This is a genomic window from Duganella margarita, from assembly GCF_009857535.1.
Taxonomy (GTDB): Bacteria; Pseudomonadota; Gammaproteobacteria; order Burkholderiales; family Burkholderiaceae_D; genus Rugamonas; species Rugamonas margarita.
Genome location: NZ_WWCS01000016.1, coordinates 1 through 19,140 on the forward strand (window position 1 = coordinate 1; position 19,140 = coordinate 19,140).

The following is a 19,140-nucleotide window of genomic DNA, read 5'->3' on the forward strand; positions in this document are numbered from 1 at the left end:
ATCTGACCCACGGGCTTAATGGCCCACAGTCTGGTCGGCATCACCCTGCCTGACCGCTTCACCTTTCTGATTATCTGATGGCGACGCGGTACGTTCAATATACGAGGTCTCCCATTTCTACACGGCCCCAGCTGTAGCAGCACGCTACAGCTGGGGCCGTGTTCATTTGTGAGACCTGACCCCGGATTTGGATTAGGATAGCGAATCTGTCAACGCGCTATTCGCCATGCCCAAATTCGCCGCCAATCTGTCGATGCTGTACACCGACACGCCGTTCCTGGACCGTTTCGCCCTTGCCCATCAGGCCGGCTTTGAGGCGGTTGAATTCCTGTTCCCCTATCCTTACGAAGCAACGCAACTTGCCGAGCTGCTGCAACGCTATCAGCTCAAGCTGGTGCTGTTCAACCTGCCCGCAGGCGACTGGAACGCCGGCGACCGCGGCGTGGCCTGCGATCCGCGCCGCGTTGACGAGTTCCGCCAGAGCGTGGCCAGCGCCCTCGCCTACGCCACCGCGCTCGGCGTGACGCAAGTCCACTGCATGGCCGGCAAGCTGCCGCCCGACACGCCCCTTGAGCTGGCGCGCACCACCTATCTCGATAACCTGCGCTACGCCGCCGCACAATTGCAGCCGGCCGGCATCAATCTGCTGATCGAGCCGATCAATCACTACGATATGCCCGGCTATCTGCTGACCCACAGCAGCCAGGCGCTGCAGATCATCGCCGAGGTCGCGGCGCCGAATCTGTTCCTGCAGTACGACATCTATCACATGCAGCGCATGGAGGGCGAACTGTCCAACACCATCGCCGCCAGCCTGCCTTTCATCAAGCACATGCAAGTCGCCGATACGCCCGGCCGCCACGAGCCCGGCACCGGCGAGATCAATTACCGCCACCTGTTCGCCCACATCGACCGGCTCGGCTACGACGGCTGGCTCGGCTGCGAGTACATCCCGGCCGGCGACACCAACGCCGGCCTCGGCTGGCGGCAGGCGCTGACCACCTGGTCTGCGCCCGCGCAACACGGAGATATTCACTAACGGCAACAATCGTCCCACCAACTGCGGAGTGCCCATGAAACTGTCCCGTTTATTCCTGATGCTGGGCCTGCTGGCCATCCTCACCGGCTGCGCCAGCAGCACGCCGCGCATGGCCGAGGTGCGCGCCTTTGCCGCCGACTCGCCCAAGCTGGGCGCCTACCATGAGTTGACCGAGCGCTACCGCAACACCTATCAGCGCGAACAGCCCTACCTGTCGCCCGACGCCGATGCCCGCGAACGCCAGCTCGACGCCAACCGCCAGCAGGCCTGCGACGATTTCGTCAAGCTGCAATACGGCCTGCAAGCGTATATGCAAACGCTGGGCAGGCTGGCCGGCGACAACCAGTACGATCTGGAAGACCAGGTCAAGGCGATTGGCAGCGGCATCAAGGAGTGGCCGGACTCGGGCCTGGACAGCCGCCACGTCAACGCCTTCGCCGGCCTGACGCGGCTGATCGCGCGCGGCCTGACGCGGCCGCTGCAGGAGAACGCCGTCAACGACATTTTGCGCGACGGCCAGCAGCCGGTGGCGGAGGTACTAGACGCCATGCGCACGCTGTTGCGCCTGTACGATAAGAGCAATGACAACGAGCAGAAAATCGTCCTCGGCATGCTGGAGTCCGCCATCCCGTTTGTCGATCCGCAGCGCGAGCGCCTGCTGCTGGCGCTCGCCAGGTCGCAGCAGCAGGAGAAGCAGGCCGAGTACCGCCTGATCGGCCTGCGCTACACGCTGGCGCGCAAGAACCTGGACCTGATCGAACAGCGCCACCGGGCGCTGGTCGAACAGCTTCCGACCAAACAGTAAGGAGTGGCCATGGCAAATCCGACCCCACAAGCCCAGATCGAGCTGCTGGCCGATCATCTGTCGGCCAACGCCGACGCGCTGCACCGGCGCCTGATGCGCGCGATCCGCCAGCCGGCGGCGGACGGCGCCCTGCCCGGCATTTCGCAAGGCGTGGCGCAGGCGCTGTTTGAAAACGAGGTGGCGCTGCGCCAGCGCGCCAACGGCCTGTATCTGGAAGCGGCGGTGCTGGCCGCGTCCGGCCTCGGCCCGCAACAGCAGCAGTTGCTGGACCTGACCGCGCGCGCGCAGGAAAAGATCGACCAGATCGACCGCCTCAAGGATCTGGTCGACCTGGCCGGCGAACTGCTGTCGCTCGGTGCGGCGGTGGCGGCCGGCAAGCCGGAGCAGGTGCTCAAGCCGCTGGAAAAACTCAAGCAGCACATCGAGGCGCTATAGAACCAATCGTGCCGGCGCAAGTCCAAGCCGTAAGGAGGTCGCGCTATGAACGGACTGGACGATCACCAATGGCAAACCCTGCAGGCGCGGCTGGAACACGCCTGCGCCGCGCTGCTCAGTCAACTGGCGGATGACCTCGACCGCAGCACCGACCTGCGCCTGCCGCAGCCGCATGTGGCGGAGGCGTCGCCGGCCGACAACGCCAGTCAGCGCCTGCTGCACGCCGCCGTACACGACGCCGCCACGCTGACGTCGCTGCAACTGGGCATCGTGCGCCACGCGCTGGGCAAGTTTATGGACCAAAGCTACGGCCTGTGCGAAAACTGCGGCGAAGTGATCGGCTATTCGCGGCTGGAAGCGCGGCCGGAAGCGCGGCTGTGCATCAAGTGCCAGACGCGGCTGGAACAATACGGCAGACACTGATGTCCACTTAATTGTCAGCTGATCGTCAGCTGATCGTTAGCTGATCGCCAGCTAATCGTCGCTGAGCCAGGGCTGGCTGCGGATCTTGGCCACCTGCCGCTGCGCCATCAAGCGCCATAGCTGCAAGGCGTCGGCCGGCTGCTTGACGGTCATAGTGCGCGGCGAGGCCAGCGCGATTTCGCAGTCGCGGTCCGACCATTCGGCAAAGCGCACCGCGCCGCCGCTCGACACTTCCATTTCGTACATCAGACCGTCATCGTAGCCGAAGCGCAGCACCGCACTGCCGGGGCCGCCATCGGGACTGACCGTGTTACCACCGTAGACGTCGGACAGCGCCGCCGCCAGTTGGGCTTCGGACGGCGCGGCAACGTCGCGCCCATCCGGACGAGTGAGCACTAGCCATGCCTGGGTCATTGCCGCCTCCGCTCTTCGGTTGATCTGTGCAGACTATCATACCGAAAATTGCATGCTGCGCCGCCATCGTCTCGGATAAGCAACAGCGCCAGCCAAATGGCAGATAACAAGCTGACACTGTTGCGTTAGCCAGCGGCCATCAGGCCGGCACCGGCAGCGAATTCGGATTGAAATCGCCCCAGTCGCCGCCGCTGATGGTGCCCTCGGCCCGTTCGATGTCGACCGCGTGCAGGCGGCGCAGGATGTCCAGCGCCTTGTCCTCCTGCGCCGTGTCGTCCACCGCCACCGCGATCAGCATGCCGGCCTTGCGCGGCGGCTGCACATTGCTGCCGTCCTCGTCCGGCTCGCCCGCTTCCTTCATCTTGTGCAGACTGTACAGCGAACCGACGTGGGCGCCGACCAGCGCGCCGACCACCGGACCCACCGGGCCGGCAATCGGAATGGTGGCGCTGCCGATCACCGCCCCGGCGACGGCGCCGGTGGCGCCGCCCTTGACCACGCCCTCGTCGCTCTCCCTGGCGCCGGGCGACTTGTCATGGTCGCCGCCCAGCTCGTGCATATCGTGCTGTCCGGCCGGATTGACGTAAAAGGCGCTGATGCGCGCCGCCGCAAAACCGGCGCTCAGCAACGCCAGACGCGCATCGGCGATTTCATCCTGCAACTGAAAATGGCCCGCAATAATCGTGCTCATTGGTGTTCTCCTGGATTAACGTGGCCCCAGTGTGCCCCGCATGGCCAGTGGCTTCCGTTCGCGCGCGCACCATGAAAAAGGTTGAATGCCGCGGGCTTATCCGTAATAATCAGTCGATAGTATTTTCGAGCAGCCAGCTTCCATATCGATAGGAACGCCTGATGGAGTTCGATGATTCGCCGCCGCGCTACCAGCCGCTGGTCGATTTGCGCAACGGCGCGGTCGCCGCTGTCGAAGCATGGCCGGCGCGCGGCGACACGCTAGAGCTGCTGCGCCGTAGCTGCGAAGACCGCCAGCTGTGGCAAGGCGGCGTGCTGCACGGCAACGATCTCCAAGTGGCCCTCAACCTGAGCGCGCGCCAGCTGCACGACGCGCGCTTCGGCGCCGGTGTGGCGGCGCTGCTGGAGCAGTATGCGATTGCCCCGGCGGCGTTGACGCTGGAGCTGGATGAAGCGGTGCTGATGCGCGATCCGGCCGCCGCCGGCACGGCGCTGGCCTGGTTCAAGCAGCTGGGCGTCAGCCTGACGCTGGACCAGTTCGGCGCCGGCCCGGCCTGCCTGAGCAATCTGCAACGCTATCCCTTCGATTACATCAAGCTCGACAGCGCCGTGGTGCGCGCGCTGAATGATAGCGATAGCGACAGCGACAGCAACGCCGCCGCCGCCCAATGCCAGGCGCTGATGGCGATGGCGCTGCATCTCGGCATCCGCGTGGCGGCCGACGGCGTGCAGACCGAAGCCCAGTGCGCCTTCCTGCGCGACAATCTGTGCGACCTGATCCAGGGTGAGCTGTACGCCGCCCCACTGCTGCCGGCCGATATAGGCGCGCTGCTGCGCGACGACCGCCGCCTGCCGCCGCAGCTGCTGCGGGTGCAGGCGCGCCATCGCAGCCTGCTGCTGGTGGACGACGAGGTCAACATCGTATCGGCGCTGAAGCGCCTGCTGCGCCCGGAAGGCTACCAGATCCTGACCGCCAGTTCCGGCGAACAGGGGCTGGAACTGCTGGCGCAGCAGCCGGTGGACGTGATCATCTCGGACCAGCGCATGCCCGGCCTGAGCGGCGCCGACTTCCTGCGCCAGGCGCGCAAGCTGCGGCCGGACACGATCCGCATCATGCTGTCCGGCTATACCGAGCTGCAATCGGTGACTGACGCCGTCAACGAAGGGGCGATCTACAAATTCCTGACCAAGCCGTGGAACGACGAGCAGCTGCGCGACCACCTGCGCGACGCCTTCCGCCTCAAGGAAATCGCCGACGACAACCACCGCCTCAACATGGAAGTGCGCAACGCCAACCACGAGCTGGCCAGCGCCAACCGCCGCATGGAGCAACTGCTGCACCAGATGCAGCGCCAGATCGACCGCGACGAGATCAGCCTGGGCGTCGCCCGCGAGATCCTGCAGCAACTGCCGCTGCCGGTGATCGGCATGGACGACAACGGCATGATTGCCTTCGTCAACGGCGCCGCCGGCCGCCTGTTCCAGCATGCCGGCGCCTTGCTGGGCAACGAGGCGTGCACCATGCTGCCGCAACTGTTCGCCGGCGACGGCTGCCTGCCGCCGGCCGGCCACCTGGCCGACATCGGCGGCGTGCGCTACACCGTCACCACCTATCCGATGGGTTTGCACTCGGCCTCGCGCGGCAGCCTGATCACGCTCAGCCAGGGAGCGCCGACATGAGCCGCATCGCCCTCGATGACGTGATCCGCCGCGTGCACGACCTGCCGTCGCTGCCGGCGGTGGTGGCCGAACTGATGACCAGCATGGAAGAGGACGATATCGACCTGCACTACCTGGCCGGCCGCATCGCGCTCGACCAGGCGCTGACGGCCAAGACGCTGCGCCTGGCCAACTCCTCCTTTTACGGCATGCCGTCCAAGGTCACCAGCATCCAGCAGGCGATGTCGGTGCTGGGCCTGCACAGCGTGCGCACGCTGGTGACCGCCTGCGGCGTGATCGGCGTTGTGCCGGCCGCTGCCGGGCCGGCGCTGGACTTCGGCCTGTTCTGGCGCCACGCCATCGCCACCGCCGTCTGGGCGCGCGCGCTGGCGCGCCACCTGCGGCAAAGTCCGGACACCGCCTTCACCGCCGGCCTGCTGCACAACCTCGGCACGCTGGTGCTGGCCACCCGCTTTCCCGAAGAGTACGCGGCGGTGCCGCTGTGGCGCGCCGAACATGCCGAGGCCAGCGTGGCCGAGGCCGAGCTGGCCGTGTTCGGCGTCGACCATGCCCAGGCCGGCAGCGCGCTGGCGGCCCACTGGAAATTCCCGCCGGCGATCCAGGACGCCATCTGCCACCAGCACAGCGCCACGGCCACCGGCCTGGCGCTGGCGATCGGCCTGGCGCACCTGCTGGCCGAACCGTCCGACGCCAGCGCCGAACAGCGCGAACAGGCCTGGACCACCCTCGCCTTCGACGACGAGCAGCGCCGGCAGCTGAGCGAAAAGTGTCCGCTGATGGTCAACGACATGTGCCAGATACTGGTAAGTTAGGAACCCACGATGAAACTCCCTACACAGGCCGAGGTCGCGCTGGACGAATTCTTTGACGGCCATCCGGTCGCCACCTTCGCCGTCAACCGCCACCACGTCATCACCCACTGGAACAAGGCATGCGAGCAGCTACTGGGCTGGACCCGCGCCTGCATGGTCGGCACCCGCAACCAATGGCAGCCGTTCTACATCAAGGAGCGGCCGCTGCTGTGCGACCTGATCGTCGACGGCGATGACAATATCGCCGACCATTATCCCGGCCACAGCCACCCGTCGACGCTGATACCCGGCGCCTACGAGTCGGAAGACTTTTTTCCCAACATCGGCGCCAGCGGCCACTGGCTGCACTTCACCGCCGCGCCGCTGCGCGATGCTGCGGGCCACGTGGTGGGCGCCATCGAGACCATGCGTGACGTCACCGAACGCCGCGTGGCGGAAAACGCGCTGCGCCAGTCGCGCGACAGCCTCGAGCATATCGTCGAGAAGCGCACCGCCCAGCTGGCGCAGGCCAACGACCGGCTGGAAGACGACATCCGCCAGCTGACCGAACTGAACGACCTGCTGTCGGCGGCCCAGCAGCAACTGGTGCAGGCCGAAAAAATGGCCTCGATCGGCCAGTTGGCGGCCGGCGTGGCGCACGAGATCAACAACCCGATCGGCTATATCTTCTCCAACGTCGGCACCTTGCAGAATTACCTGGAGCAGCTGTTCGAGATGCTGGACGCCTACCAGGCGGCCGAGGCCAGCATCGCCCAGCCGGACGTGACGAGCAAGCTGCGCGCCATGCGCGAACGCATCGACCTCGACTTCCTGCGCCAGGACATTCCGGCGCTGATGCGCGAATCGGGTGAAGGACTGGTGCGGGTGCGCCACATCGTCGAAGACCTGAAGGATTTCTCGCGCGCCGACAACAACCAGGCATGGAGCCGCGCCGACCTGCACCAGAGCATCGACTCGACGCTGAATATCGTCGCCAACGAAGTCAAGTATCACGCCGACGTGGTCAAGGCCTATGGCGACATCCCCGCCATCGAATGCCTGCCGCTGCAAATCAACCAGGTGGTGCTGAACCTGGTGGTCAACGCCGCCCAGGCCATGGGCGAGCAGCGCGGCACCATCACGCTGCGCACCGGCATGGCCGACGCCGACACCGTCAAGCTGGAAGTGGAAGACACCGGCAACGGCATCGCGCCGGACGCACTGTCGCGCATCTTCGATCCCTTCTTCACCACCAAGGCGGTCGGCAAAGGCACCGGGCTGGGCCTGTCGCTGGCCTATGGCATCGTGCAAAAACACAAGGGCCGCATCGAAGTCGATACCGAACTGGGGCGCGGCACCTGCTTCCGTGTGCTGCTGCCGGTGCGCCATACCGAGGAATTATCATGAGCCGCATACTGCTGGTGGACGACGAACCGAACATGCTGAGCGCGCTGCAACGGGCGCTCCGCCAAAGCAAGGCGCTGGCCGGCGCGCAGATCGAGACTTTCACCAATCCGTTCGACGCACTGAACCGCATCTGCGTGTGCGAGTTCGACCTGGTGGTGTCCGATTTCATGATGCCGGAGATGACCGGCGGCGACTTCCTGCAGGCGCTGAAGGACGTGGCGCCGACCACGGTGCGCATCATGCTGACCGCTTCCACCGACTTCAAGACGGCGATGACCGCCATCAACGAGGCGCATGTGTTCCGCTTCATTTCCAAGCCGTGGGAGCAGTCGGAACTGGAGCAGAATATCCTGCAGGGGCTGGCAGAGCGCCAGCGCCTGCTGGCCGAGGCCGGCAAGACGCCGAGCGCGGCGGATCAGGAAGCGCGGCGGCTGGAGGAAGAGGAGCCAGGCCTGCTGCACGTCAAGCGCACCGACGACGGCTCCATCATCCTGTGATCACCAGCTGTAGGCAAACGATACCGGCGGCGGTTCCGGCGGCGCAGGCGGTGGCGGCGGCGACATCCAGGCACGCGGATCGACCCGGTAATATTTGAGGAATTCCTCGTACAGCTCGGCGTGATGCTCGGCCATCTGGTACGGTTTTTCAAAGAAGGTTTCGGTGGCCACGGCGAAGAATTCGGCCGGATTGGTGGCGCCGTACGGGTCCATCACCGTCTCCATGCGGTGCATGGCGTGCAGGCGCAGGTTCTGGAAGTTACGCGATAATACTTCCGACCATTCGCGGTAGCTGGCGGGGTTGCCCAGATACGGCGCACCGTTGGCGCGGCCCGATTCGCTGTCCAGCTGGTGCGCAAACTCGTGCAGCACCACGTTGTGGCCATCGGTCCAGTCGCCGGCGCCGCGCTGCACGTCGTCCCACGACAGCACTACCCGGCCATCATCCCACGACTCGCCCAGCATGCTCTGGCGGCCCGGCGTGATCACGCCGCCGGGCCCCACTTCGGCGCGCTGCGCCACGAATTCGGAGGGATAAACCAGGATGGTGTGCAAGGCCGGATACACCTTGCTGGGCCGGTTCAGCAGCAGCAAACAGGCCTGCCCGGCGATAGTAACGGCCATTTCATCGGTCACTTCCAGCCCGGCGCAGCCGACAAACTTCTTCTGATGCAGGAACTGCACCACCAGCTTGCGCAACTGCTGCTGCAAGTCGGCCGGCATGTTGCGGTACACCGGGATATTGCGCTGCAGGACGGCGACCGCCTCGGGCGGCAACGGCCGCGCCAGTACCCGCTGCAAGCGCCAGCGCGGGTAAATGAAGGGCAGCGCGATCGCCAGCGCCGTCAGGCCGATCCAGATCAAAGCTTCCATGTGCCGCAGGTCCGTGAGATGTGATGCCAGCTAGGTGGGGCTGCATATCAACATTTCAATACGAAAACAGCCGGCGCAAGCGCCGGCTGTTCATCATACTCCCGCTGCGACGCGGTTTATTCTGCTTTTTGCTGCGACGGCGCGCTGCCGAACAGGGCGGCCACCAGCGGATCGCGCATCACCGGGCCACGGTTGACGCGGATGGCGTAGTGGGTGTCGTCAGCCAGGATGTGGAAATGGCGACCGCTGCCGGCCATGGCTTGCTCGCGCAGGCCTGGACGTTCCTTGCGTGGCGCCACGCCTTCGCGCTTCGGCTGGGCGATGGCAGCCAGGAAGGCGGCGATGCGTTCCGGGTCAGGGGTCAGCTGGTACACCGCTTTGCCCAGGTAGGTGGCGGTGCCTTCAACGTAGCGCGCCAGTTCGATCACGCCGGCTTCGCGCAGATCGCGGATGTATTTGCGGGCGCCGGACGGCGAAAACTTCAGGAACCAGGCGATTTCGTCAGCCAGCATCTCGTGCAGCGACAGTTCGCCGATCAGTTTTTGCATGTTTTCGATGCGGCGCAGCGTGGCCGAGGTCGACCGCACGCGTTCAATCGACGCCATCGACAGGCTTGGCTTGCGATCCAGCGGTGCCGGCGTCGACCGGTCCATTAACGAGGTCAAGCGTGCCGTGGTGGAATGCATCTCCGGCGAGGCTTTCATCTCGTTTTGAACCATGGTTTGTTGTTTGCTGACTGCATGCATGGGAACGCTCCTTTAAACTGGATTGGTACGGCTTTGACGCAAGAATGCCGGTTTGTAGGGTTTCAGTCTGTGCGTCAACGAACATTAGCGAAGCATCTATTGCTTTACGTTGGGACAATCGGGAGGCGCGTTAGTTCTGGGATTTGTGACAAATTTGATACAGCGCAAACTTTGGTGCGGTAGCGAACGGAAGAACCGCACCTTGTCGCCTAATCTTCGGTCCAACAGCGATGCAACAACATTGCTGACGATGAAACTTTTAAACTATCGGGAGCCACCCTGTGAATAAATCCAAGAAAATCGCCTTCGCCGTAGCAGCACTCTGCGCGTCGTTCTCCGCCATGGCCCAACAAGATCCGGTCATCAACCCTTCGTGGTACATCCAACCGAGCGTCAACGGCATCAAGCCTGACTCCGACTTTGGCGCCACCAGCAAGCGCGGTTACGGCGCTGGTCTGAAATTCGGCAAAGCCGTCAACGAATACTGGGATGTGCAAGGTGGCTACACCTACAGCCGCTCCCGTGACGGCGTCAACCGCTACCAGCAAGACACGCTGGGCGTAGATGGCCTGTACATGTTCTCGCGTAAATCGTTCCGTCCATTCCTGCTGGTCGGTATCGGCGCCGAGCGCGACAAGGCCAACCTGCCTAACTACATCGAGCGCAAGAAAAACTCGCCATACGTCAGCGCCGGTCTGGGCTTCCAGGCCGACATCAACGACCGCACCACCTTCCAGGCCGACATCCGTGACGTGCATGGCTTCATCCGCGGTGACGAATTCCCGAACAGCAAGAGCAACAACTACCTGCTGACCGTCGGCCTGAACTTTGCGTTCAACGCGCCACCGCGTCCAGCGCCAGCCGCACCGCCGCCAGCACCGCAAGTGTCGGAACCACCACCGCCACCACCAGCACCGCTGCCACCGCCACCACCACCGCCAGCGCGCTTCGAAAAAGTGACGATGTCGGCCACCGAACTGTTCTCGTTCGACAGCGCCAAGCTGAATCCGAACCAGCCTAAGCTGGACGAGATCGCTAACGTGCTGAACAACAACAGCAGCATCGACAACGTGGTCATCAGCGGCTACGCCGACCGTCTGGGCAGCGACAAGTACAACCAGAAACTGTCCGAACGCCGCGCCAACGCCGTCAAGGACTACCTGGTCGGCAAAGGCATCGCCGCCAACCGCCTGAACGCTGTCGGCAAAGGCGAGTCGAATCCTGTGGTGGAATGCAACGACAAGAAACGCGCCGACCTGATCAAGTGCCTGGAGCCTAACCGTCGCGTCGAAGTGGAACAAATCACCATCGAACGCCGCGTGCAATAAACCCTCGCAACCAACAGCCCCGCAATGAAAGTTGCGGGGCTTTTTTTTATGAACAAAAAAAATATTTTCTCGGTGCTCAAATGCACCGTGCTGGAATGGTTCGAGCATCGCGGCAGCAGCATGGGCGCCGCGCTGGCGTTCTATACGCTGTTTTCGATGGCGCCGATCCTGGTACTGGTGCTGGCCGTGGCCGGCTGGTTCTATGGCCCGCAGGCAGCCCAGGGGGAACTGTTCGCGCAACTGCGCGGCCTGGTCGGGGCACAGGGCGCGGAAGCGATCCAGGCGGTGCTGGCCGGCGCGCGCAACAAGGAAGAAGGCCAGCTCGCCACCATGGTCGCCGGCGCCCTGCTGCTGTTCGGCGCGACCACCGTGTTTGCCGAGCTCAAGGCGAGCCTGGACGCCATCTGGCAAGTGCCGCCGCTGACCAAGGGCACGGTATGGGACACCATCCGCACCCGCCTGCTGTCGTTCGGCATGGTGCTGGTGCTGGCGTTCTTGCTGATGGTGTCGCTGGTGGTCAGCGCTGCGCTGACCTTGCTGGAAAAATTCTGGGACAGTTACTGGAGCGACGCCGGCCTTGTGCTGACGGTGATTAATCTGGCGATCAGCTTTGTGGTGATTGCCGCGTTGTTTGGCGTGATCTTCAAGATGCTGCCGCGCGTCACACTGTCATGGCATGACGTGACCATCGGCGCCATCGGCACCGCAGCCTTGTTCACGATCGGAAAATATGCGATTGGCGCCTACATCGGCAACAGCGGCGTAGCCAGCAGTTACGGCGCGGCCGGATCGATGATTGCGGTGCTGATGTGGGTGTATTACTCGGCGCAGATTTTCTTTCTCGGCGCCGAGTTTGCCAGACAGTATGCGCTGCAGCTGGGCAGCCTGCGCAAGACCTCACTCGCCGAGTAGCTCGGCCACCACTTCCATGCCTTCCACCCGCTCGGCGACCACCTTGATGATGACGATCACGGGCACGCCGAGCAACAAGCCCCACACGCCCCACAGCCAGCCCCAGAACAGCAGGCTGACAAACACCGCCGCCGCGTTCATGCGGGCGAAGCGGCCGGTCATCCAGGTCGCCACCACGGTGCCGATCAGCGTGGCGATGGCCAGCGAAGCGCCCATCACCAGGAAACTCATCTGCAAGGATTCGAACTGCAGGAAGGCGACGATGCCGGTCGCCATCATGATCAGCAGCGGGCCGAAGTAAGGCATCAGGTGCAGCAGCCCGGCGACGATGGCCCACGCGCCGGCATTCTCCAGCCCGATCCAGCGCAGCGCGATCCACATCAGCAGCGCCAGCGCGCCATTGGTCACCAGCAGCATCAGCATGTATTTCTGGATCGAGCTGTTGATGTCTTCCAGGATGTGGACGGTGATTTTCTTCTTGGTCAACGACGGCCCGGTCAGCTTGACCAGCTTGCGCTTGAAGGTGTCCCCCGACAGCAGCAGGAAAAACACCAGGAAGATCACCATGGTGGCCTGGCTGACAAAGCCCATCACGCCCATCGAACCGGCCCACAGCCAGTCCATCACCGGCAAGGTATCCGGCGGCGCGGCGGCGCTGGCGCGGCGCGCGGCGCGCTTTTCCTGCGCGCCGGCGGTGGCCTGTTGCAGTTCGGTGGCAACGTCCTGGATGCGCTGCAAGGCGCTCGGCCCGCCGCTGTGCAAGTGTTCCGAGACCAGTTTGGACAGCTTGTGCCCGGCGGTGGGCAATTCTTCGACAATCGCCTGGAACTCGCCTTGCAGCTTTTCCGCCACCACCACTGAGCCGCCCAGAATGGCGGCGGTAATCAGCGTCGCGCCGATCACGCGCGGAATGCGGATGCGCTCCAGCCAGCATACGAGCGGACTCAGCGTGTAGCTGATCAGGATGCCGAGCAATAAGGGAACCAGGAAGTTGCGCGACCATTGCAGCGCCCAGACAAAGGCGACGGTCGCAATCACGCCCAGCGCCAGGCCGCGCGCGTTGACATGCAGGGGAATACGGGGAGATTCGGGAACAGCGGGAGGGGTGGCGGCAGCAGGAACGTCAGCATCGGCGGGGAGCGCCTGTGCGTGAGTCCGGGGAAGATCGACAGGCTGGTTCATGATGACTCACAGGGTAAAGCGCCGGCGCGTTTGCTGCGCGCCGGCCGGGGGAATTACTTGACGTGCAGGTCGTTTTTCACTGCGGTCACGCCTTTGACGCCACGTGCCACCTGGGCAGCTTTGGCGATATCTTCAGGCTGGGCCACGAAACCGCTCAGCTGTACGGTACCTTTGAAGGTTTCGACGTTGATTTCGGTGGTTTTCAGGCTCGGCTCATTGAAGATGCTGGCTTTGACTTTGGTGGTGATGACGGAATCGTCGACATACTCGCCGGTGCCTTCTTTGGTCGAGGTCGATGCGCAGCCGGTCATGGCGCCCAGCAGCGATACGGTGAACAGGGCAGTAGCGATTTTATGTGCGATTTTCATGGCGATTCTCCTTAGAGTAATTAAATGAGTTTGTCAGCCAGCGGGACGTTTGATTTACCGTCTCTGCTACCGATGACGCCATTAAACGCTGCTTCCGGAACTTGCTCTGTACGTTAGCGTACCAAACTCGCCACGGCGCAGCATCGTGCGAAAGCGCACAGACCCGCCTTGCACCGTTGTTTATTCTGAACCCACACTTTTTCAGGAGAAACAACATGAAACGCTCAACTACGCTTGCCGCCGCCATCTTCGCCGGCGTTGCTGCCTTGAGCGGCTGCGCCAGCAACCAGCAGCCGCAACAGATCGGCTATATCAGCAACGACTCGTCCACCTACGGCACCATCGACTCGATCCAGATCATGCAGGCCCAGCGCAGTTCCGGCGTCGGCGCCGTGACCGGTGGCCTGATCGGTGGCCTGCTGGGTAACCAGGTCGGCGGCGGCTCCGGCCGCGCAGTCGCCACCGTGGCCGGCGCAGTGGGCGGCGCAGTGGTCGGCAACAATGTCGAAGGCAACCGCAATGCCGGCAAAGAGGAATACCAGATCAGCGTGCGCATGGATAACGGCGACACCCGCATCATTCAACAGGACAGCATTGTCGACCTGCGCGTGGGCAACCGCGTGCGCCTGATCGACGGCCGCCTGTATCGCTATTAATCCCCGCTGCTCAAACCACCATCGCACGTTAAAACAAGGAGAATTACATGGGTACCATCATTCTGATTATTCTGGTTCTGGCCCTGATCGGCGCACTGCCAACCTGGCCGCACAGCCGCAACTGGGGCTACGCGCCCAGCGGCATCACCGGCCTGATCGTGGTCATCCTGCTGATCATGCTGCTGACCGGTCGACTCTAAGGAGGACATCATGATTCATCGCATCGTTACCGGCGTGATGATGGTGGGCGTGGCGCTGGCCGCACACGCCCAGCAAACCGATACCACGCCACCGCAAAACGTCCAGCTGCAACGCCAGGAAATCGCCCGCGGCGAACCGGCCCGCTGGACCGAAGGCGACCAGAGCACCGCCGAGCGCACGCGCATTCTGCGCAAGGAAATCGGCGCGGCGCTGGCGGAAGCCAGGCAAGCCTGCAAGCAAGGCCCGGCCAGCGAACGCAGCGCCTGCCTCAAGGAGGCGCAGCAGACTTACCAGGACGATATGGCCAAGGTGCCGCAGCTGGTGGCACAGAAGTAAAACCCAACGGGTCGCTCAGGCGGCCCGTTCGGTTTTTGGGACCGCCAGTGGCGGCAGTTCGTGCACCACCAGCGGCGTGTCTTCCGAGACGAAGCTGAGCCAGCCTGCAGCGGTGATGGCACGCAGCGCATCCTGATAGCCCTGGTCCCAGCGCCAGTCGATCGAACCCTGCGAGAAATTGATGTCCTTGGCGGCCATATTCCAGTCGCGGCCGGCATATGGCAGCCGCACCACGTGCAGCGTGCTGCCGCAGCCCAGCGCTTCCAGTTCGGCGGTCTGCGCCGGCGTGCGCTGGTCGGCCGGCAGCGCCGCGTACAGCTCGCGCAGCTTTTGCCGCATCTGGTGCGTGGCGACGTAATCGTCCAGGTGACGCCGCGAGCGCGAGGCGAAGGTGACGTCTTTCTGGCGCGTCTGCACCTCGTCCAGCGTGGTCGGCTCTTCGCCGTCGGCGCTCCAAAGGTCGACCATGAAACACAGCGTGTCGACCTGCTTGCTCTCGTCGAGCACGGTTTCCAGCGGCGTGTTCGAATACAGCCCGCCGTCCCAGTACAGGTCGCCATCGATGCGCACCGGCGGGAAGCCCGGCGGCAGCGCGCCGCTGGCGCGCACGTGGTCGGCGTGGATGGTCTGGTCGCGGTTGTCGAAGCTGCGCAGGGTGCCGCTGGTGACCTTGAGCGCATTCACGGTCAGGCGGATGCCGCCCGGCGCGTTGAGGTAATCGAAGTCGATCAGCTCGTTGAGGGTATCGCGCAGATCGGTGGTGTCGTAGAAGCTGGCCTGTTCCGGATCGACCGGCGCGCCGGCGGCAAAGGCGCTGAACAGGCGCGGCGTAAAGAAGCCCGGCACGCCGCGCAGCAGCGTGTCCCAGGTTTGCAGCAGGATGTTCGAACGGCGCTGCGCATCCGGCACCTGGCGCATGTCGTAGCTGTCGCGGTGGGCGATGCCTTGCCAGAACTGGCGCAGCCGGGTCAGGCGGTCTTCAAAGGGATTGCCGGCCAGGATGGCGGCGTTGATGGCGCCGATGGAGGTGCCGACGATCCAATCCGGCGCCAGTTGATGTTCGTGCAGCGCCTGGAACACGCCGGCCTGGTAAGCCCCCAATGCGCCGCCCCCTTGCAGGACCAGCACGATGCGCATGCCTGCGGGGTTCAGCGGATTGGGCGCGGTGCTCAAAGCTGCTCTTGTTGCGGTGGGGTTTTGCGGCGCATCAGCCAAGCGACGCCGACGCCGGCCACGGTGGCCAGCACCAGCACCGGCTTGATCAGCCGGCGGCGGGCGATGAACGAGCCCACCGTCAGCGCATACGGCATCACCGTTTTCAGCGTGCCGAGGGACACCAGCGACGTCAGCGACTTCAAACTGAAGCCGCCACCATCACCGGAGTGCAACAGTCCGCCCAGCCGCGCCTGCGCCAGACCGACCGCATGGTCGATGGCGCCGTGCATCAGGGCATCCGGTTGCAGCGCCTGGCCCACCAGTGCTTTCGAGTGCACCAGCTTGATGCGCCACAACTCGCCTTCCCGGATGACTCTTAGCTTCTCGGCCGCCAGTGCGGCCTCATCTTCATGCTTGCTCACAGCCTCTCCTTACAACAGCATATCGCGGTCGGACTTGAGTTCCGCCATGGTGGCTGGCAACGCCAGCTTGCCACTCCGGATCAGTGCGCGCGCATACAGGATCAGGCCAATGGCGACCACCAGGAACACGGCGGTGATGATCGGCAGGATAACCCAGCCGATGGCCGCCCACGCCAGGTAGACCACGGTGACCGACGCATAAATCAGCGCAAAGCCGCCCAACAGCACGGCCAGTGCGAACACCAGCACCAGTTGCAGCAGGTGGTTGCGCACCTCGGCCAGCTCCAGCGCGGCCAGTTCCAGCCGGTTGAGCAACAGCGCGATCGCATTGCGGGTCACCAGACCCAGCGATGCGATCAGCCCTGGCGGACGATTGCCTTCGTCGTGCGACACGGCAGCTTACTTGCGGCCGATGATCACGCCGACCAGCAGGCCGATACTGGCTGCCGCTGCGATCGAGCGCCATGGGTTTTCCTTGACGTATTCATCGGCGTGCTTGGCGGCTTCCTTGGTGGCGGCCAGCGCGCTGACCTGGGCTTCGTGGGCCTTGGCCAGGGCGGTGTCCAACGCGCGCATGCCGCGGCCGCGCAGTTCGTCCGCTTTTTCGCCGGTCAGGGCGGTGGCGGCGGTGAACAGCGCCTGGGCGTCTTTCACCAGAGTTTTCACGTCATTATTTACGGTACTGATATTTTGTTCCAGCATGATTAAGCTCCTGTTTTGGTTGTCGATGTGAAAACTGTACAGCAAATTGCAAAAGACTGTGTCAACCGTGTTCGGTCATCATGTCACGCATATCGTCCGCGTGCTCTTCTTCGACCGCCATGATCTTGATCAAGAGATGACGCGTGGTCGGGTCGCTATCGCCGATTTTTTCAATCATCTGGCGGTACGACTCGATCGCCACGCGCTCGGCGATCAGATTGGCGCGCACCATCGATTGGACGTCGTCTGACGCATCATACTCGGCATGGCTGCGCTCGAGCAACGTTGCCGGATTGAAATCAGGATCGCCATTCAGCTGAACGATGCGTTCGGCCAGCCAGTCGGCGTGTTCTGCTTCCTCGTTGGCGTGCTCCAGGAACTCGGCCTTGATGGCGGCGTTCTCGCGACCGCTGACCGTGTAGTAATGGCGCTTGTAGCGGGCGATGCACACCAGCTCGGTAGCCAGCGCATCGTTCAGCATCTTGATGACTTCGGCGCGGTTGCCTTGGTAGCCTGCGGTGACCGGGCCGTCTTCCAGATTGCGGGCGGCGGCACGGATTGCTTCTTTATCGATGCCTGCCGGTTGGGTGGGATTGGATTCAGCCATGAGTCTTTCCTTCCTAAGTAAGAGGTACAAATAAAACGGTGTAAATAACGACGCGACTTAACGACGCAAATAACGACGCGAATTAACGACGATTCGCGATCGGTGCGCCGTTTTGCGACAGCACGATTTCCACACGACGGTTCAGCTGGCGGCTGCCGGCATCGCTATTGCTGGCGACCGGATAAGCTTCACCGTAGCCGCGGCTGGCGATCTTGGCGGCCGGCACACCCAGTCCGATCAGCGCATTGCGCACCGACTCGGCGCGGCGTTGCGACAGGTCCAGGTTGTGCGCCGAGGTACCGGTGCTATCGGTAAAGCCCTCGACCAGCACCACGCTTTGCGGTTCCTGCATCAGCACGTCGGCCAGCTTTTGCGCGGTGCGCATGCCTTCCGGGCTCAGTTCGGCGCGGTCGACATTGAACAGCACGTCGTTCAGCGTGATGATCAGGCCGCGTTCGGTTTGCTTGGCTTGCAGGTCGGCCAGCTGCTGTTGCAGGGCGGCGTTCTTGGCTTGCTCTTCGCGCGCCGAACCGGCGGCGGCGTCAGCCTGGGCACGGGCGGCGTCGGCATCAGCCTTGGCCTGCTCGGCCTGGGTCTTGGCGCGGTCAGCCGCGTTGCGGGCCTGGTTGGCTTCGGCGGTGCGGGCCTGCAGGCGGATTTCATCGCGCTGGCGGGCAGCGTTGGCGACTTCGCCCTCAGCCTGCTTGGCCTTGGCGGCTTCCTGCGCGGTGGCGACTTTCTGTTTGGCGATATAGGCCAGCTTGTCGATTTCGTCCAGGCTCTCGCGTTTGGCGGCGGCGGCGTTGGCGCGGTCCAGCGCATCGGCGGCGGCTTTGAATTCCAGCGGCGCGTTGGCGGCGACCGACGGGTTGCTTTGGGCGGCCTGGAAGTCGCCGCGTGCCTGGTCGAGCTGGCTGGTGGTGGTCGGCGTGCTGCTGCACGCGGCAAACATCACGGATACGGCAAAGGCGGCTGGCAGCAGAATGAATTTTTTCATGGTGGATTCTCCGTTTATTTATTGTTAGGGATTATTGCTGCGCGTTGGCGTTGGCGCGCGCCAGTTCTTCGCGCAGCAGGCGGATATTCTGTTGCAGCTCATCCGAGGCGGCGGTCGCCTTGGCCGAGTTGGCCTTGCTCTGCGCCAGCTGGGCATCGGCCGAAGCCTGGGTAGCCAGATCTTGCGCGGTTTTGTAGTCCTTGGCGGCCAGCGCCTGGTTGGCGCGCATCAGTTTCTCGCGGGCCGAGGTCATTTCGGCCGGCGCCAGATCGGCGGCGCCGGCGGCGGTCGCAGCGGATACTGCCTCACGCGACACCGCGACGTCGGCGGTGGCCGGGGTTTTGTCGCTGGCGCAACCGGCCAGACCAGCCAACAGGGCGGCGCCAATCAGCAATTGCTTATTCATGTTCATCATTATTGTTCTCCTCGAAATATGAAAGCGATGTGACTTTATAAACCGGCGCCGGATCGGCA

26 protein-coding genes are annotated in these 19,140 nt (G+C 63.8%); 13 read left to right on the forward strand and 13 right to left on the reverse strand.

Annotation, left to right across the window (positions count from 1 at the left end; genetic code table 11):
- Window positions 1-226 precede the first annotated feature (226 nt).
- From otnI to GTP55_RS21270, 4 genes are read left to right on the forward strand one after another with little or no spacing between them, the layout of a single operon-like run.
- Window positions 227-1,039 (forward strand): 2-oxo-tetronate isomerase, encoded by an 813-nt coding sequence (otnI, locus tag GTP55_RS21255; protein WP_161046846.1) that lies wholly within the window; start codon window positions 227-229, stop codon window positions 1,037-1,039.
- Window positions 1,040-1,073: 34 nt separating this feature from the next.
- Complete coding sequence (locus tag GTP55_RS21260; RefSeq protein ID WP_161046847.1) at window positions 1,074-1,844, forward strand: hypothetical protein; 771 nt, start codon at window positions 1,074-1,076, stop codon at window positions 1,842-1,844.
- A gap of 9 nt (window positions 1,845-1,853) precedes the next feature.
- Window positions 1,854-2,279 carry a hypothetical protein gene (locus GTP55_RS21265; protein WP_161046848.1) on the forward strand — a complete coding sequence of 142 codons (426 nt, stop codon included), beginning with the start codon at window positions 1,854-1,856 and terminating at the stop codon, window positions 2,277-2,279.
- A 45-nt stretch (window positions 2,280-2,324) separates the two neighbouring features.
- Window positions 2,325-2,702, forward strand: coding sequence for a TraR/DksA family transcriptional regulator (locus GTP55_RS21270; protein WP_161046849.1), 378 nt, complete (start codon window positions 2,325-2,327; stop codon window positions 2,700-2,702).
- 51 nt (window positions 2,703-2,753) lie between these two features.
- Here the strand turns inward: GTP55_RS21270 and GTP55_RS21275 are convergent, their stop codons facing one another.
- A complete protein-coding gene (locus tag GTP55_RS21275) occupies window positions 2,754-3,116 on the reverse strand; it encodes a hypothetical protein (protein WP_161046850.1) in 363 nt (120 codons plus the stop codon).
- 139 nt (window positions 3,117-3,255) lie between these two features.
- A complete protein-coding gene (locus GTP55_RS21280) occupies window positions 3,256-3,807 on the reverse strand; it encodes a glycine zipper domain-containing protein (protein WP_161046851.1) in 552 nt (183 codons plus the stop codon).
- A gap of 161 nt (window positions 3,808-3,968) precedes the next feature.
- Here GTP55_RS21280 and GTP55_RS21285 point away from each other — a divergent pair, with 161 nt between their 5' ends.
- Genes GTP55_RS21285 through GTP55_RS21300 form a run of 4 tightly spaced genes read left to right on the forward strand, consistent with a single transcriptional unit; the run spans window position 3,969 to window position 8,181 of the window.
- Window positions 3,969-5,486: an EAL domain-containing protein gene (locus tag GTP55_RS21285; protein ID WP_161046852.1), complete on the forward strand. Its 1,518-nt coding sequence runs from the start codon at window positions 3,969-3,971 to the stop codon at window positions 5,484-5,486.
- Window positions 5,483-6,298, forward strand: a complete 816-nt coding sequence (locus GTP55_RS21290; RefSeq protein ID WP_161046853.1) for an HDOD domain-containing protein — start codon at window positions 5,483-5,485, stop codon at window positions 6,296-6,298. Before GTP55_RS21285 ends, GTP55_RS21290 begins: the two co-directional genes overlap by 4 nt.
- A 9-nt stretch (window positions 6,299-6,307) precedes the next feature.
- A complete protein-coding gene (locus GTP55_RS21295) occupies window positions 6,308-7,684 on the forward strand; it encodes a PAS domain-containing sensor histidine kinase (protein ID WP_161046854.1) in 1,377 nt (458 codons plus the stop codon).
- Entirely contained in the window at window positions 7,681-8,181 is a 501-nt protein-coding gene (locus GTP55_RS21300) for a response regulator (RefSeq protein ID WP_161046855.1), read from the forward strand. The genes GTP55_RS21295 and GTP55_RS21300 overlap by 4 nt, the downstream gene beginning before the upstream one ends.
- Here the strand turns inward: GTP55_RS21300 and GTP55_RS21305 are convergent, their stop codons facing one another.
- Both GTP55_RS21305 and GTP55_RS21310 read right to left on the reverse strand, forming a co-directional pair.
- Window positions 8,182-9,054 carry a M90 family metallopeptidase gene (locus tag GTP55_RS21305; protein ID WP_161046856.1) on the reverse strand — a complete coding sequence of 291 codons (873 nt, stop codon included), beginning with the start codon at window positions 9,052-9,054 and terminating at the stop codon, window positions 8,182-8,184.
- A gap of 116 nt (window positions 9,055-9,170) precedes the next feature.
- On the reverse strand, window positions 9,171-9,800 hold the full coding sequence (locus GTP55_RS21310; RefSeq protein ID WP_229258092.1) for a winged helix-turn-helix domain-containing protein: 630 nt from the start codon (window positions 9,798-9,800) through the stop codon (window positions 9,171-9,173).
- Window positions 9,801-10,081: 281 nt separating this feature from the next.
- On the opposite strand from GTP55_RS21310, the gene GTP55_RS21315 reads away from it, so the two are divergent.
- Together GTP55_RS21315 and GTP55_RS21320 are read left to right on the forward strand one after the other, a co-directional pair.
- On the forward strand, window positions 10,082-11,128 hold the full coding sequence (locus GTP55_RS21315; RefSeq protein WP_161046857.1) for an OmpA family protein: 1,047 nt from the start codon (window positions 10,082-10,084) through the stop codon (window positions 11,126-11,128).
- A 48-nt stretch (window positions 11,129-11,176) separates the two neighbouring features.
- Window positions 11,177-12,040, forward strand: a complete 864-nt coding sequence (locus GTP55_RS21320) for a YihY/virulence factor BrkB family protein (RefSeq protein ID WP_161046858.1) — start codon at window positions 11,177-11,179, stop codon at window positions 12,038-12,040.
- Here GTP55_RS21320 and GTP55_RS21325 read toward each other — a convergent pair.
- Together GTP55_RS21325 and GTP55_RS21330 are read right to left on the reverse strand one after the other, a co-directional pair.
- Window positions 12,026-13,222 (reverse strand): AI-2E family transporter, encoded by a 1,197-nt coding sequence (locus tag GTP55_RS21325; protein ID WP_161046859.1) that lies wholly within the window; start codon window positions 13,220-13,222, stop codon window positions 12,026-12,028. The genes GTP55_RS21320 and GTP55_RS21325 overlap by 15 nt on opposite strands.
- A gap of 53 nt (window positions 13,223-13,275) precedes the next feature.
- Window positions 13,276-13,590, reverse strand: coding sequence for a BON domain-containing protein (locus GTP55_RS21330; RefSeq protein WP_110848613.1), 315 nt, complete (start codon window positions 13,588-13,590; stop codon window positions 13,276-13,278).
- Between the two features lie 215 nt (window positions 13,591-13,805).
- Here GTP55_RS21330 and GTP55_RS21335 point away from each other — a divergent pair, with 215 nt between their 5' ends.
- Genes GTP55_RS21335 through GTP55_RS21345 form a run of 3 tightly spaced genes read left to right on the forward strand, consistent with a single transcriptional unit; the run spans window position 13,806 to window position 14,783 of the window.
- The gene (locus GTP55_RS21335) at window positions 13,806-14,246 is read left to right on the forward strand and encodes a glycine zipper 2TM domain-containing protein (protein ID WP_161046860.1); all 441 of its coding nucleotides are present in this window, start codon (window positions 13,806-13,808) and stop codon (window positions 14,244-14,246) included.
- 47 nt (window positions 14,247-14,293) lie between these two features.
- Window positions 14,294-14,446, forward strand: coding sequence for a DUF3309 domain-containing protein (locus tag GTP55_RS21340; RefSeq protein ID WP_090192273.1), 153 nt, complete (start codon window positions 14,294-14,296; stop codon window positions 14,444-14,446).
- Window positions 14,447-14,456: 10 nt separating this feature from the next.
- Window positions 14,457-14,783: a hypothetical protein gene (locus GTP55_RS21345; RefSeq protein WP_161046861.1), complete on the forward strand. Its 327-nt coding sequence runs from the start codon at window positions 14,457-14,459 to the stop codon at window positions 14,781-14,783.
- A gap of 15 nt (window positions 14,784-14,798) precedes the next feature.
- Here GTP55_RS21345 and GTP55_RS21350 read toward each other — a convergent pair whose 3' ends face one another.
- The 7 genes from GTP55_RS21350 to GTP55_RS21380 all read right to left on the reverse strand — a co-directional run bounded on the left by GTP55_RS21350 (window position 14,799) and on the right by GTP55_RS21380 (window position 19,081).
- Window positions 14,799-15,920 (reverse strand): patatin-like phospholipase family protein, encoded by a 1,122-nt coding sequence (locus GTP55_RS21350; RefSeq protein WP_161046971.1) that lies wholly within the window; start codon window positions 15,918-15,920, stop codon window positions 14,799-14,801.
- Between the two features lie 32 nt (window positions 15,921-15,952).
- Window positions 15,953-16,360: a hypothetical protein gene (locus GTP55_RS21355; protein WP_161046862.1), complete on the reverse strand. Its 408-nt coding sequence runs from the start codon at window positions 16,358-16,360 to the stop codon at window positions 15,953-15,955.
- Between the two features lie 9 nt (window positions 16,361-16,369).
- The gene (locus tag GTP55_RS21360; RefSeq protein WP_371868391.1) at window positions 16,370-16,753 is read right to left on the reverse strand and encodes a phage holin family protein; all 384 of its coding nucleotides are present in this window, start codon (window positions 16,751-16,753) and stop codon (window positions 16,370-16,372) included.
- A gap of 6 nt (window positions 16,754-16,759) precedes the next feature.
- Window positions 16,760-17,062, reverse strand: a complete 303-nt coding sequence (locus GTP55_RS21365; protein WP_161046863.1) for an ElaB/YgaM/YqjD family protein — start codon at window positions 17,060-17,062, stop codon at window positions 16,760-16,762.
- Between the two features lie 61 nt (window positions 17,063-17,123).
- Window positions 17,124-17,669 (reverse strand): ferritin-like domain-containing protein, encoded by a 546-nt coding sequence (locus tag GTP55_RS21370; protein ID WP_161046864.1) that lies wholly within the window; start codon window positions 17,667-17,669, stop codon window positions 17,124-17,126.
- Window positions 17,670-17,751: 82 nt separating this feature from the next.
- The gene (locus GTP55_RS21375) at window positions 17,752-18,666 is read right to left on the reverse strand and encodes an OmpA family protein (protein ID WP_161046865.1); all 915 of its coding nucleotides are present in this window, start codon (window positions 18,664-18,666) and stop codon (window positions 17,752-17,754) included.
- Between the two features lie 31 nt (window positions 18,667-18,697).
- Window positions 18,698-19,081, reverse strand: coding sequence for a DUF4398 domain-containing protein (locus GTP55_RS21380; protein ID WP_371868392.1), 384 nt, complete (start codon window positions 19,079-19,081; stop codon window positions 18,698-18,700).
- Window positions 19,082-19,140: the final 59 nt, after the last annotated feature.